The organism is Salmonella sp. K21076, from assembly GCF_039650795.1.
Classification (GTDB): Bacteria; Pseudomonadota; Gammaproteobacteria; order Enterobacterales; family Enterobacteriaceae; genus Salmonella; species Salmonella enterica.
Genome location: NZ_JBCLYA010000007.1, coordinates 139,812 through 153,635, shown reverse-complemented (window position 1 = coordinate 153,635; position 13,824 = coordinate 139,812). Strand labels below are relative to the sequence as shown.

The window sequence follows — 13,824 nt, the reverse complement described above, 5'->3', positions numbered from 1 at the left end:
AGTAAATTGATGTAAAAATCAGTGGTTGTAAAAGAATTCGGTGGAGCGGTAGTTCAGTTGGTTAGAATACCTGCCTGTCACGCAGGGGGTCGCGGGTTCGAGTCCCGTCCGTTCCGCCACTTATTAAGAGCCCTGAGCATTAGCTCAGGGCTTTTTCTTTGCCTGCGATTTAATTATTGCTCAATTCGCAAAAATCCTCTGCATTTCTCGCTCTTTTTCTACAAAGCGCTGAAGGTCATAATCCCCTCAGTTAACGAACATAGTGATTAAAAAGAGGAATTCTATGACTATCCCTGCATTCGGTTTAGGTACTTTTCGCCTGAAAGACGACGTGGTTATCGCTTCTGTGAAAACGGCGCTTGAACTGGGCTACCGTGCTGTCGACACTGCGCAAATCTATGATAATGAAGCGGCTGTTGGACAGGCGATTGCTGAGAGCGGCGTACCGCGTAATGAGCTGTACATCACCACCAAGATCTGGATTGAAAACCTTAGCAAAGACAAGCTAATCCCAAGCCTGAAAGAGAGCCTGAAAAAACTGCGTACCGATTATGTCGATCTGACGCTGATCCACTGGCCATCTCCGGGTGATGCCGTGTCTGTCGAAGAATTTATGCAGGCATTGCTGGAAGCTAAAAAACAAGGGCTGACTCGCGAAATTGGCATCTCAAACTTCACTATTCCGTTGATGGAAAAGGCTATTGCCGCGGTGGGCGCAGACCATATCGCCACCAACCAGATTGAGCTATCTCCGTATCTGCAGAATCGTAAGGTGGTTGACTGGGCGAAAGCGCACGGTATCCATATCACCTCTTACATGACGCTGGCATACGGTAAAGCGCTGAAAGATGAAGTGATTGCGCGCATTGCGGTTAAACATAATGCGACCCCGGTGCAGGTTATTCTGGCATGGGCAATGGGCGAAGGTTACTCGGTGATCCCTTCATCCACCAGGCGTGAAAACCTGGCAAGCAACCTGCTGGCGCAGGATCTGCATCTGGATGCCGAAGATAAAAATGCGATCGCGGCGCTGGACTGCAACGATCGTCTGGTTAGCCCGGAAGGACTGGCTCCTGCCTGGGATTAATTACCCGATCCTTTGTACCTTTACCCCTCTTTCACAGCTCCTGCGGGGGCTGTTCTTATATATTCGCTCAAAAAGTCGATAAATGCCCGAATACGTGTGCTGACGGCGCGATCGCTGTAGTAAACGGCGCTGAAAGGCATTTCTACCGGCAGACGTTTATCGGCCAGCAGTTCCACCAGTTCTCCCCGCGCGATCTCTTTATCAATCATATAATCTGAAAGACATGCAATGCCGTTACCGTTCAGGCAAAGTTGTTTTAACGTTTCCCCGCTGTTGGACGAAATCCCACATTCGATCTCATGGAGCTGTCCGTCACTACAGGCTATCGGCCAGGTATTGAGCGAGATAGGTTCAGAAAACCCCAGGCACAGATGCTGTTTTAACTCTTCAACGCTCTCAGGCTTGCCAAAACGGGCAATATAATCCGGTGAGGCGATAACCTTACGATAGCTGGTAAATAACGGACGTGCGCGCAGACTTGAATCTGTCAACGTGCCTGCGCGTATCGCAACATCCACTTTTCGTTCAATAAGATTGATGAACGTTTCTGAGGAGACAAGAGACAAGGTTATTTCCGGATACCGTTCACGAAAAGGTTTAATCAGCGGCATCAGGAAATGCAGCATTACCGGCGTTGCCGCATCGATACGCAGTAAGCCGCGTGGGGTATTACGCGACTCCATGATTTCCGTTTCTGCGGCAGCCATTTCTTGCAGTATCTGCTGCACACGCCTGAAGTATCGCTCTCCTTCTTCAGTCAGGCTCAACTGTCGGGTCGTTCGATTAAGCAGACTGACGCCGAGCTTCATCTCCAGCTTTTTAACTGCCCGACTGACAGCGGAATTGGCCTGTCCGAGCTGCTCTGCCGCCCGGCTGAAGCTGCCGCTTTCCACGACAGCGACAAAAATTGCAAGTTCTTCGGAGGTGGCTTTCATTTCTGCTCCTGCAGCAAAATTAAATTTATATTTTGGCTATTTTTGTCATTAAAACATCCTGGCATACTGCGTGTCATCTGATTACTGCTGTTATGGAGTTATGTATGCCTCTCGCTTTATTTGCACTGACAATAAGTGCCTTCGCTATTGGCACGACTGAGTTCGTGATTGTCGGCCTGGTGCCGACCATTGCACAACAACTGGCTGTCTCGTTACCTTCTGCCGGAATGCTGGTTTTAATCTATGCACTGGGTGTGGCTATTGGCGCGCCGGTGCTAACCGCTCTGACCGGACGCCTGCCGCGTAAACAGTTACTGGTCGCGCTGATGGTCTTGTTTACGGCGGGGAATTTGCTGGCGTGGCAGGCTCCGGGCTATATGACATTAATCGCCGCCCGTCTGCTGACGGGCCTGGCGCACGGCGTGTTCTTCTCGATTGGCTCTACCATCGCGACAAGTCTGGTGCCGAAAGAGAAAGCGGCTTCTGCTATCGCTATTATGTTTGGTGGTTTAACAGTAGCGCTGGTAACAGGTGTTCCGCTGGGGACATTTATCGGTCAGCATTTTGGCTGGCGTGAGACCTTCCTTGCGGTATCACTGTTAGGCGTGATTGCGCTGATGAGCAGTCAACTGCTGATCCCTGCCAATATTCCTGGTCGGGCGGCCGCCAGCATTCGTGACCAGGTGAAAGTACTGACTCATCCTCGTCTGCTGCTGATTTACGCCGTTACGGCGCTGGGCTACGGCGGGGTATTCACGGCATTCACCTTCCTGGCGCCGATGATGCAGGATCTGGCGGGATTCTCTCCGGCAGCAGTAAGCTGGATCCTACTGGGTTATGGCGTATCAGTGGCTATCGGCAATATCTGGGGCGGTAAACTGGCGGATAAGCATGGTGCCGTGCCGGCTCTGAAATTCATTTTCGCCGCGCTGTTTGTTCTGCTGATGGTCTTCCAGGTGACGGCCTCCACGCAGTATGCCGCGCTGGCTACCATTCTGGTGATGGGGATCTTTGCCTTCGGTAACGTACCGGGGTTGCAGGTCTACGTGGTACAGAAAGCGGAACAATTCACGCCTAATGCCGTTGATGTGGCGTCAGGTCTGAACATTGCGGCGTTTAACATTGGTATTGCGCTGGGTTCCGTGATTGGCGGACAAACGGTGGCGCATTACGGTTTGGCGCAGACGCCGTGGATTGGCGCCCTCATTGTTCTGGTGGCTTTTCTGCTGATGGGCGTCAGCGGACGTCTTGATAAACCTGTGCGCATTGCTCTGGAGTAAATTATTGATGTAAGCGCCTACTTACAAAACAAACTGCAATTGTTCGTTGAAAGTGAGTGCTAAAATCCCTATAACAGAAGAACCAGTCCGGTTGAGGACTGGTTGACGTTACAGAGGTTTGAAAGTCAAAAGTGCGAAAAAACACCTATGCGATGCGCTATGTTGCCGGACAGCCCGCCGAGCGGATTTTGCCGCTAGGGTCGTTTGCGAGCATTGGCCAGGCATTGCCCGCCGGGGAACCGCTAAGCAGTGAAGAGCGGATCCGTATCCTCGTGTGGAATATATTCAAGCAGCAGCGAGCCGAATGGTTATCGGTGCTGAAGAACTACGGCAAAGATGCGCATCTGGTCCTGTTGCAGGAGGCCCAGACGACGCCTGAACTGGTACAGTTTGCCACCGCTAACTATCTTGCCGCCGATCAGGTTCCCGCTTTTGTATTACCTCAGCACCCGTCTGGCGTTATGACGCTTTCTGCCGCCCATCCTGTTTACTGCTGCCCTTTACGGGAAAGAGAACCAATTTTACGTTTGGCGAAATCAGCCCTGGTGACGGTATATCCCTTGCCGGATACCCGTTTATTAATGGTAGTAAATGTTCATGCGGTAAATTTTAGTCTGGGCGTGGACGTATACAGTAAGCAGTTACTTCCGATCGGCGACCAGATTGCGCACCATAGCGGCCCTGTCATTATGGCGGGTGATTTTAATGCCTGGAGCCGCCCACGTATGAATGCGTTGTACCGCTTTGCACGTGAGATGTCGCTGCGCCAGGTGCGTTTCACTGACGATCAACGCCGTCGTGCGTTTGGACGACCGCTGGATTTTGTTTTTTATCGTGGTTTAAACGTGAATGAAGCCTCCGTACTGGTGACGCGCGCTTCCGATCACAATCCGCTACTCGTTGAATTCAGTCCCGGCAAACCTGAGCAATAAAGGTGAGTCAGGTCTGCCGTGGGGCAGGCCTCTGCGGGTGCTGCCCTCTATTTTTCTCATAACAGAAGGGCACTACCATGACAACGCATTCCCACCATGACAATGTTGAAAAGCAGTTTGGTTCACAGGCGAACGCCTATTTACATAGCGCCGTTCACGCAGCGGGTCGTGACTTAGCGCGGCTGGCGCAAAGGTTGTCTGATTTTTCCCACGCGAGCGTACTGGATATGGGATGTGGGGCTGGACACGCGAGTTTTGTCGCTGCGCAACATGTCAATTCGGTCGTGGCATACGATTTATCCGCCAGCATGCTTGAGGTTGTCGCTGGAGCGGCGGAAGAAAGACATTTAAGTAATATTACTCTCCGGCAAGGCTATGCCGAAAAACTGCCCTTTGAAGATGCATCGTTTGAGGTGGTGATTAGCCGCTATTCCGCGCATCACTGGCACGACGTTGGTCAGGCATTGCGTGAGGTTTATCGTGTATTAAAACCCGGCGGCGTGCTGATTATCATGGATGTCATGTCGCCTGGACATCCTGTACGCGATATCTGGCTGCAAACGGTGGAGGCGTTACGCGACACGTCGCATGTCCGTAACTATTCCAGTGGTGAATGGCTGGCGATGGTCAATAACGCGATGCTGGTAACGAATACCGTGATAACCGATCGTTTATCGCTGGAGTTTCGCTCATGGGTAACGCGGATGCGTACGCCAGCGCCGTTGGTTGAGGCGATTCGATTATATCAGGCGAGCGCCCCGGTAGAGGTGAAGCGTTATTTTGAGTTGCAGGATGACGGCTCGTTTAGCAGCGATACTATCATGCTGGAAGCGCATAAAGCGGTATAACAATTTAAAAGGCGCCGGGGGAAGCGGCGCCTTTTGGCTTTTTCGTCGGACAATATCAGGAGTCTGGCGTGCTATTGTCCTTCACAAACAACGTAAGCTGATCGCCCGGTTGTAGATTATCCGTATCATGGTTCCAGCGCATCACATCTTTGATATTCACCCCGTGACGTCTGGCGATACTGGAAAGCGAATCGCCTTTACGGACACGATAGGTAATGCTATCGCTATTGTTTGCCAGTCGTTGCGCGCTGCTGCCAGCGCCCACGGTCAGGCTTTGCCCGATTTTCAGGCGGGAACCACGCAGGTTGTTCCACTGCTGCAAGTCCTTCGTGCTTACGCCAAGCCGCGAAGCAATACCGGAAAGCGTATCGCCAGAGCGCACCTTATAGCTACGGCTATTCAACGGCGTATTGTCGGCGATCAGTTGGGACTGAACGGCGTCAATCTCACCGGAAGCCAGCGACTCACGCAACTGCTCGGCATGCTTTTTGGGCACCATAACATATTGCGGACCGCTTACGCCTAAGGTAGACCCTTTTACACCGGCATTAAACGTCTTCAGCTTGCTGATAGACATGCCCGCCATATCCGCAACCTGGGCCATTTCAACTGGACTGTTTAAACGAACTCGTGCCAGCGCTCGGCTTTCATCTGTTGTTGGCAGACGTACGCCGTAGCGTTTGCTGTTTTTGAGAATTTCACTCAATGCCAGCATCTTAGGTACGTAGAGTTTCGTTTCTCTGGGCAAAGAAAGCGACCAGAAATCCGTCGGTTTTCCACGCGCTTTGTTTGCTTTAATTGCCCGCATAACACGGCCTTCGCCGCTGTTATACGCTGCAACAGTTAACAGCCAGTCGCCGTCAAACATTTTGTTCAGACGCTGCATCATGTCTAACGCGGCGGTCGTAGAGGCTACAACATCGCGACGCGCGTCATAATTACGGGTCTGCTTTAAACCATAATTGCGCCCTGTGCTCGGTATGATCTGCCAGATGCCTGCGGCATTGGCGCCAGACGTTGCGTGAGGATCAAAAGCGCTCTCCACTATGGGTAGTAGTACCAGCTCCATAGGCATGTTACGTTTCTTAACCTGCCCCGCTATCCAGTACATATACGGCTCTGCCCGTAAAGTTACATCGTGGAGATAGCTCTTATTGCGTAAATACTTCTGTTTCTGTTCGCGAATCCGGCTGTTTTCCGGAATTCCCATCTTTAGCTCGTCGCCAATGAAAGCCCACAAGTCCTGATCTGGCGCGATAGACGTTCCGTCGTCCATCCATCGTGCCTGACTCGTAAACTTTCCTGCTTCCCCTTGACCAGCTGCAGAAAGGCTCTGTGCGTGCTGTTGGACGTTGCCAGTGTTCTGAGATGTCTGGCACCCCACAAGCAGGACAGAGGCGAGTAATATCGCTTTTGCCTTCATGTGTGTGTCAATAGTTGCTTAAAAGACGACCGATCATAACGGCGAAGTTAGCGAATGACAAGTAAGAATTATCAGAACGTGTCTTTCTTTGACCTTAACCATGCAAAACGCGCTTCTGGTTGTTGCAATATTGTTTCTTTGTTTATTTCATTAATTAAATCAATATCTTCAGTTCTTAAAAAAAGATTAATCTTACGCTCATTTTTAAGAATAACGGGTAGTGTCATTTGTTTTTTTACACGTAACTCTTTAACTTTACGATAATATTCATTTATGAACGAATCGTGCGGAAGTATGCTCAATGCGAACTTAATGTTAGCTAAAGTGTATTCGTGAGCGCTGCAAATGAGTGTGTCGTCAGGCAGAGAGTTAATTTTCATAAGTGACTGATACATCTGTGATGGCGTGCCTTCAAACAATCTACCACAGCCGCCAGAGAACAGCGTGTCGCCGCAGAACAAGTAAGGATGGCTAAAGTAACAGACGTGTCCTAACGTGTGGCCCGGCGTGGCAAAAAGAGTAAATTTCTCGCCTAAAACGCGAATAGTATCGCCATCGCCAACAAGATGGGTTGCTCCCTTGTCTTGCGTTTCCGCCGGTCCATAAACCGTCATTTGCGGGAAGTGTTGCAACAGCTCTTTGACTCCGCCAACATGGTCGTAATGGTGATGCGTCAGAAAAATCGCCTCCGGCATCCACTTATGTGCAGCAATGGCCTTTAAGACGGGGGCCGCTTCGCCGGGATCAACAATCACACAGCGGCCTTCATCATTGGTCAGCACCCAGATGTAATTGTCCTGAAACGCGGGAATACTGTTAAGATTCATATATTACCTCTCAAATAATTAGCGGAAGGTTGCGATGAAACCGGCAAGGCTCTCTCAAACTGTCGTTGCGCCCGGATGTTGGGGTGAGTTGCCCTGGGGCAATTACTACCGTGAGGCGCTGGAACAGCAGCTAAATCCGTGGTTTGCAAAAATGTATGGTTTCCATTTGCTTAAAATCGGTAATTTAAGCGCAGAAATCAATTCCGAAGCGTGCGCGGTCTCCCATCAAGTGAATGTTTCATCGCAGGGGTCGCCGATGCAGGTTCTGGCCGATCCGCTACATCTTCCTTTTGCGGATAAATCCGTCGATGTTTGTCTGCTGGCGCATACTTTGCCGTGGTGTACCGACCCGCACCGTTTATTGCGGGAAGCCGACCGCGTATTGATTGATGACGGTTGGCTGGTCATCAGTGGATTTAACCCGCTGAGTTTGATGGGGTTACGTAAACTGGTACTCGTTTTACGTAAAACACCGCCCTATAATAGTCGGATGTTTACCCTTATGCGGCAACTGGACTGGCTGTCTTTACTCAATTTCGAAGTGCTACATTATAGCCGTTTTCATGTCTTACCCTGGAAAAAGCAGGGAGGGCGGCTTTTAAATACGCATATCCCGGCGCTGGGCTGTTTACAGCTTATTGTGGCCCGTAAGCGGACCATTCCGCTTACGCTTAATCCGCTGCGACATAATAAAAGTAAAACCCCTATCCGCCAGACCGTTGGCGCCACCCGGCAATATCGCAAACCGGATGGCTAAGCTTCTGCCTGGTAGCCACTATCTTCCTGCGTGGGATTCATTGCCGCGGCGCGCGCCAGTTCATCACAACGCTCGTTTTCGGGATGGCCTGCATGGCCTTTGACCCATACCCATTTGATCTGATGCTGGCCTAACGCAGCATCGAGACGTTTCCAGAGATCGACATTTTTTACAGGTTTCTTTTCCGCTGTTTTCCAGCCGCGTTTCTTCCAGTTATGAATCCATTGGGTAATTCCTTGCCGCACATATTGGCTGTCGGTGCTCAATGTCACTTCGCAATGTTCTTTTAACGCTTCAAGCGCGACGATCGCCGCCATCAGTTCCATACGGTTATTGGTGGTCAGCGTGTAACCTTCACTAAACGTTTTTTCATGACCGCGATAGCGTAAGATAGCGCCATAACCACCAGGCCCTGGATTCCCCAGGCAAGAGCCATCGGTGAAAATTTCTACCTGTTTAAGCATCTCTGGTAGACTTCCTGTAATTGAAATCGATAACAAAACGCAAGTCTGACATAAATGACCGATATGAGCACTGCAATTACACGACAGATTGTCCTCGATACCGAAACCACCGGTATGAACCAGATAGGCGCGCACTATGAAGGTCACAAGATTATTGAGATCGGTGCGGTTGAGGTGATAAACCGTCGTCTGACCGGCAACAATTTTCATGTTTACCTGAAGCCGGATCGGCTGGTGGATCCGGAAGCGTTTGGCGTACACGGTATTGCCGATGAGTTTCTGCTGGATAAGCCGGTTTTTGCTGATGTGGTCGATGAGTTTCTCGATTATATCCGCGGCGCGGAGCTGGTCATCCATAACGCATCGTTCGATATCGGCTTTATGGATTATGAGTTTGGTCTGCTTAAACGCGATATTCCTAAAACCAATACTTTCTGCAAAGTTACCGATAGCCTGGCGTTGGCGCGGAAAATGTTCCCCGGCAAGCGTAACAGCCTTGATGCGCTGTGTTCGCGTTATGAGATAGATAATAGCAAACGTACTTTGCACGGCGCATTGCTCGATGCCCAGATCCTTGCCGAAGTGTATCTGGCGATGACGGGCGGACAAACGTCCATGACGTTTGCGATGGAAGGAGAGACGCAACGGCAGCAAGGTGAAGCGACCATTCAGCGAATCGTTCGCCAGGCCAGCCGGTTACGGGTCGTTTTTGCCTCTGAGGAAGAGCTGGCTGCGCATGAATCGCGGCTTGATCTGGTGCAGAAAAAGGGCGGAAGTTGCCTTTGGCGGGCATAATTTATTCCTTTTTAGGCTATAAAAATCATCCTTCGGGCGATTTTTGCAGCAACTGATTCAAAAGGTGAGAAAAAGCGTTGACGGGCGACACCGCAAACCGTAATATTCGCCTCGTTCCCAGCGGGAACATCACGGAGCGGTAGTTCAGTTGGTTAGAATACCTGCCTGTCACGCAGGGGGTCGCGGGTTCGAGTCCCGTCCGTTCCGCCAGATACAAATCTCAGGGTGTTTTTATACATCCTGTGAAGTAAAAAAACCGTATCACTGTAAAAGGGATACGGTTTTTTTTCGTCTTCAAGAAGTTCCACCGTCTATCGTGGAATCTGGCGCAAATGGGCCTACGCCTGGATGACGAACAGGATATTACCGCCACTTCTTTCACTGTCATGGTTATTTTGTCCCACTGACATTTAAGGCGCGGCCTCATGGCGGTGCTTAACCGGGATCGGGACATGTTCAGCGCAGAAGCAGACCGAGTAATGTTGATGTCACTCAGATAATCACGGAGAACCGCCAGACATGCGCATCATCACTCCAGGGCATCCCACTTCTCCAGCAACTCCACCGGGATCTCATTGATCACCTCCGAGAACCGTTTTCCCACCAGTCTTTCAGCCTGACGTAATAGTGGGATGGTCGGGCTGCTGGGTTCACTGCTCTCAAACCAGCGACGAATGCACCGCAGGCGTTCCAGCGCATCATTACGATCGCGAATTGGCCCCGGTTCAGCATTGTGTGGGATAGATATACCGGGTGGCGCGTTGACAGGCGGCACATCCTCTGCCCGTGCAGGAATGGCATTATCCATAACCGTGCCTGCGGGAGCTGGCGCTGGCGCTGGCGACGGAGGGATTTCCGGCGTGGTTGTCTGTACCACGTCAGGCAGCAGCGCTAACAACTGCCGCAGGCGTGAAAAATCTGGAGCCAGATCGCCTAATGTCTCACGCGCCCACACTTGCAGGCGTTCTGCGCTTTCCTGCGCTTCGCGAAACGCCGCTAGCGGTAATGCCCCACGGGCTTCGAGGTCTGCCAGTTGCTGGCGGACGGATTCGGGGGCCAGCGCATCAGCCGGGCGAGGGGCGGATAACGCGCGCTCCACGTCCCGTACCTGCAGGTGCAGGGCGGCACTGTTTGACAGCGTGATACCGCGAATGTCTGCCATCACGCCTTCGTGATCCAGCGCGCCGCCAGGGCATTACTGCGCGCCAGCGCCGCATCTTCAATAGATTCTGCGGATGCGCCTTCGCCGGTAAGCAGCTGTGGATGGAGTGCATCAGACCAGATTACGCTCAGTTCTGCCAGTTGTGTGAGCATTTCCGCCAGTCCCTGTGCGCCAGCCTGCTGGATGCGACTGCGCAGCAGCAGGATCAACACCCGGATATCCTTACTGCGCGTGAGCAGACGGCGCGCATCACGCTCAATTTCCGGCCAGTTCACGGCTTCCGGCGTACTGACAAAATCACCATATTGCGCCTCCGCCTGGGGGGCGGCGCGGCTGAACAGCAGCAGGTATTCCGGATCGTACTCCGGATCGGGGCCGCAGGGTTGTTCCGCGCTTACCGGTTTAGTCAGGGACATGTCCATATCATTACTCTCAGTGGGTTAAGCCGTGTTCAGGTTCAAAAATCATGCCGGTCACCGGACGGTCATGCATGGCTTTACCTGCCCAGGCCGTCCAGCCAAGCCGCTGCGCGCCGCCGATCACCGCAGGCGGTGCGGCATGGGGCTTCAACTGCAGCTCAATTTCCCAGCAATATTCAAAACCGATGAACGTACGCACCAGTTCTGTCAGCACGGGCAGATTGTTGCCGCCGGGCAGAAAACGCAGGTAATCCTCCAGCGTGAGCGGGCCGATAATTAGCCGGAATTTGTACTGCATATCCGGTACGGCCTGGCCGATAAGCGCCCCGTTGCCCAGCACCGAAGACTGCGCGGGCGTGCCCAGACGGGTGATTTCATCGTTCGCCACCGTTATCCAGTGCAGGGCAAACTCTTTCACCGCAAAAGGTACGCTGAAATAGTGCGCCAGCGTGGCGGCCAGCCCGTCAGGATTGCGCGACTCGCGTACCAGATGGGCGGAGGCCGCCAGGCGAACATGATCTGACAGCGGGCTTTCGGCGCTTTCCCGTAGATCCTGCCCGCTGATACTGGCGATATAAAACGCAAAACGGTCGTGTTCCGGTTTGTCCAGCCCGCCACCAGCGGACTGGCCGCTGCGCCATGCCTGCCAGAACTGCGTCAGCCAGCGGTAGTGAAAAATATTGGAAAAATGAACCAGCGTCGGATCGTGACGACTCTCTGAGCGATTTAGCGCCAGCTCGGTATAGTGCAGCGGCAACGGGCCGTTTGGCCCCCATAGTCCGAGGCTGTACAGGCTCAGGTGCAGGCGTCCATCCTGCCAGCTGACCTGGGCGATTTCCCGTGGTGCAAAGGTCATCGTCGGCGTCTGTCCCAGACGGAATTTTTCCATCCGAGGCTGCCAGATACTGCCTGCCGGAGTATCACAGAGCTGGGCATCCACGCGTCGCATCAGGTTCAGGAATCCGTAACGCCAGGGGGCTTTCTGCGCCTGGTCGAGAGCGCCGGTCATACGCTCCCCCGTTGCCCGGTTCTGACCGGCCAGGTCATGACATGCCCGCGTTGCATCGAGTGCAGTGTCATCTGCGAGAAGGTATTAATGGAAACATGGCGGGCAATATAGTGTTCCAGCACCAGACCGAACAGGTAAGGACTGATACCGGAAAATCCTTCTTCGTCCACGGTCAGTTCGCAACTGACGCCCCGGCCATAGACCAACAGGCCGGAGCCGGGTAGGCGGCGGGTCACCGGGGTGGTTTTGCAGCCAATCAGGCTGCGCACCTGGCGCGACTGCGGGCTGTCGTGAGCCGGGATAAACAGGTTCAGCAGATCGCGCAGCGCCTGGCCGCCGGTGCGGTGATCCAGATCGGCCAGCGGCAGATAATTAAACGACAACTGCCGGATCAGCCGCCAGGCCATTTCGCGTTCAGCCAGCGGCGGCTGCGGCGGGCGCGGCGGTCTGATAAGACCCACGCCCGCCACCGGAATCGCCGCATCTACGGTCAGATCATCCCGGCCATTACGTGGAATAAGGCAGGGCAGATCGCGGTTAGTCACCATTGCCGTGACGGTGATATGGCGCAGATTTTCCGGGTAGGGCGCTTCATGCTGATCAACCAGCGAGAGGAAGACTTCCGAGCCGGTATAGGGGGTTCGGGTGCCATAGCGGCGGGCGCTTTCTGACGATCGGCGCGGCTCACGACGCAGTGAAAAATAACGCCCGTGGTTGCCTTCGTCATTATTACGGGTGTGATACAGCGGACGAAAAATCATCTTCCGTGTGGTTTCCGCTTCCAGGCCTTCGACTTCCTGGACAGAAAACACCTCGTAATCCAGCGGACGGGTACGATCCACCACCAGATGCTGTTCCGTCACGCTGTGAGTGACTTCAATCCGGGTGGTGGTGCGGGGAAACAGGTTGATCACCGGCGTACAGAACAGGCTGAACTGTGCGGCGTCCGTCTGATGAATCAGCCAGTCCGGCGGCAGGCGGTTAAGCAGTATAACAATTTCCGCCACATTGCCCTGCACCTTTTGTAGACCGGCAGACAATCCGGTCGGGGTGAAGAAGTAAAACCGTTCCGGACAGGCGAAAAATTCATGCAGCAGATTATGCCCATGAAACACGTTCCAGGCGAGCGGCAGCAGCCCCTGCCCTGGCTCCAGCCCTTCGTGCGCCACCGGGTGTTGAAGATTCACATTCAGTTCGCCGTCAAAGTGACCGGGTTCTCCGGCCAGTGTGGCGACGGCGCTGGTATGTAGCAGCTCAAACAGGTGTGACGCAATGCGTTCTTCGCCGCAGAGGTAAAAGGGCAGCCGTGCCGGACCGGCCAGCTCGCTGAAAGCCAGTTCCCCGAAGGTTCGCAGGGTGATGCGCAATGCCCCGGCGACATGAATATTAGGCGGCAGATAGCGGTGCAGGGCGGGCATATCCGGCGGCGCGGCGGTCAGGCGTACCTCCTCGATGGACAGCGGCCACAGCGTGACGTCCTGGCTGCTGCGAAACTGGCAGGCGGTATTTTCGCCTTCCGGGATGGGGGAAACGAACGCGGTATCGCGCGGCACGGTGACCCCTTTCGCCAGGTCGCCTTCCTGCGTATCGGGATACAGCTTTACCACTGCCATCGATGGCGTGGGGGTGACGTAATTGGGGTTGACGACTTCCAGTAACCGCTGTGTGAAGCGGGGAAATTCGGCGTCAATTTTTAGCTGAGTGCGGGCGCTCAGAAAGCTGAACGCCTCGATCATGCGTTCCACATACGGGTCGGCAATATCGGTTCCCTGCATCCCCAGTCGGGCGGCAATTTTGGGATGGAGGGTGGCGAACTCAGCACCGGTCTCCCGCAGGTAACTCAGTTCGCGGTTGTAATACTCCAGTAGCCGTGGATCCATGAATAA

12 protein-coding genes, 2 tRNA genes and 1 pseudogene are annotated in these 13,824 nt (G+C 53.3%); 8 read left to right on the top strand and 7 right to left on the bottom strand.

The annotated features are described in order from the left end of the window. Positions 1-42: 42 nt before the first annotated feature. Together AAYN39_RS03405 and dkgB are read left to right on the top strand one after the other, a co-directional pair. Positions 43-119: transfer RNA gene (locus AAYN39_RS03405), tRNA-Asp, on the top strand. Between the two features lie 164 nt (positions 120-283). Then, positions 284-1,087 (top strand): 2,5-didehydrogluconate reductase DkgB, encoded by an 804-nt coding sequence (gene dkgB, locus AAYN39_RS03400; protein ID WP_000154870.1) that lies wholly within the window; start codon positions 284-286, stop codon positions 1,085-1,087. A gap of 20 nt (positions 1,088-1,107) precedes the next feature. Here dkgB and yafC read toward each other — a convergent pair whose 3' ends face one another. Then, a complete protein-coding gene (gene yafC, locus AAYN39_RS03395; RefSeq protein ID WP_000648539.1) occupies positions 1,108-2,022 on the bottom strand; it encodes a DNA-binding transcriptional regulator YafC in 915 nt (304 codons plus the stop codon). 104 nt (positions 2,023-2,126) lie between these two features. Here yafC and AAYN39_RS03390 point away from each other — a divergent pair, with 104 nt between their 5' ends. The 3 genes from AAYN39_RS03390 (at position 2,127) to AAYN39_RS03380 (ending at position 5,082) form a co-directional block, all read left to right on the top strand. Next, positions 2,127-3,302: an MFS transporter gene (locus AAYN39_RS03390; protein ID WP_001127546.1), complete on the top strand. Its 1,176-nt coding sequence runs from the start codon at positions 2,127-2,129 to the stop codon at positions 3,300-3,302. Positions 3,303-3,433: 131 nt separating this feature from the next. Beyond that, positions 3,434-4,234, top strand: a complete 801-nt coding sequence (locus AAYN39_RS03385; protein WP_001230964.1) for an endonuclease/exonuclease/phosphatase family protein — start codon at positions 3,434-3,436, stop codon at positions 4,232-4,234. Between the two features lie 77 nt (positions 4,235-4,311). Beyond that, positions 4,312-5,082: a class I SAM-dependent methyltransferase gene (locus AAYN39_RS03380; RefSeq protein ID WP_000207227.1), complete on the top strand. Its 771-nt coding sequence runs from the start codon at positions 4,312-4,314 to the stop codon at positions 5,080-5,082. 55 nt (positions 5,083-5,137) lie between these two features. Here AAYN39_RS03380 and mltD read toward each other — a convergent pair whose 3' ends face one another. Continuing rightward, positions 5,138-6,505: a murein transglycosylase D gene (gene mltD, locus AAYN39_RS03375; RefSeq protein WP_000644706.1), complete on the bottom strand. Its 1,368-nt coding sequence runs from the start codon at positions 6,503-6,505 to the stop codon at positions 5,138-5,140. A 71-nt stretch (positions 6,506-6,576) separates the two neighbouring features. Next, complete coding sequence (gene gloB / locus AAYN39_RS03370; protein ID WP_001052766.1) at positions 6,577-7,332, bottom strand: hydroxyacylglutathione hydrolase; 756 nt, start codon at positions 7,330-7,332, stop codon at positions 6,577-6,579. A 34-nt stretch (positions 7,333-7,366) separates the two neighbouring features. On the opposite strand from gloB, the gene AAYN39_RS03365 reads away from it, so the two are divergent. Beyond that, positions 7,367-8,089: a class I SAM-dependent methyltransferase gene (locus AAYN39_RS03365; protein ID WP_000801233.1), complete on the top strand. Its 723-nt coding sequence runs from the start codon at positions 7,367-7,369 to the stop codon at positions 8,087-8,089. Here AAYN39_RS03365 and rnhA read toward each other — a convergent pair. Beyond that, positions 8,086-8,553, bottom strand: coding sequence for a ribonuclease HI (rnhA, locus tag AAYN39_RS03360; RefSeq protein WP_000917872.1), 468 nt, complete (start codon positions 8,551-8,553; stop codon positions 8,086-8,088). The genes AAYN39_RS03365 and rnhA overlap by 4 nt on opposite strands. A gap of 63 nt (positions 8,554-8,616) precedes the next feature. Here rnhA and dnaQ point away from each other — a divergent pair, with 63 nt between their 5' ends. After that, positions 8,617-9,348, top strand: coding sequence for a DNA polymerase III subunit epsilon (dnaQ, locus tag AAYN39_RS03355; protein ID WP_001670675.1), 732 nt, complete (start codon positions 8,617-8,619; stop codon positions 9,346-9,348). Between the two features lie 133 nt (positions 9,349-9,481). Further along, positions 9,482-9,558, top strand: a tRNA-Asp gene (locus AAYN39_RS03350). Positions 9,559-9,877: 319 nt separating this feature from the next. Here AAYN39_RS03350 and AAYN39_RS03345 read toward each other — a convergent pair. The 3 genes and pseudogenes from AAYN39_RS03345 to tssF form a co-directional block, all read right to left on the bottom strand. Beyond that, a pseudogene (locus AAYN39_RS03345) lies at positions 9,878-10,932 on the bottom strand (ImpA family type VI secretion system protein). Positions 10,933-10,942: 10 nt separating this feature from the next. Further along, the gene (gene tssG / locus AAYN39_RS03340; RefSeq protein ID WP_000145233.1) at positions 10,943-11,938 is read right to left on the bottom strand and encodes a type VI secretion system baseplate subunit TssG; all 996 of its coding nucleotides are present in this window, start codon (positions 11,936-11,938) and stop codon (positions 10,943-10,945) included. After that, the gene (gene tssF, locus AAYN39_RS03335) at positions 11,935-13,818 is read right to left on the bottom strand and encodes a type VI secretion system baseplate subunit TssF (RefSeq protein WP_000371495.1); all 1,884 of its coding nucleotides are present in this window, start codon (positions 13,816-13,818) and stop codon (positions 11,935-11,937) included. Before tssF ends, tssG begins: the two co-directional genes overlap by 4 nt. Positions 13,819-13,824: the final 6 nt, after the last annotated feature.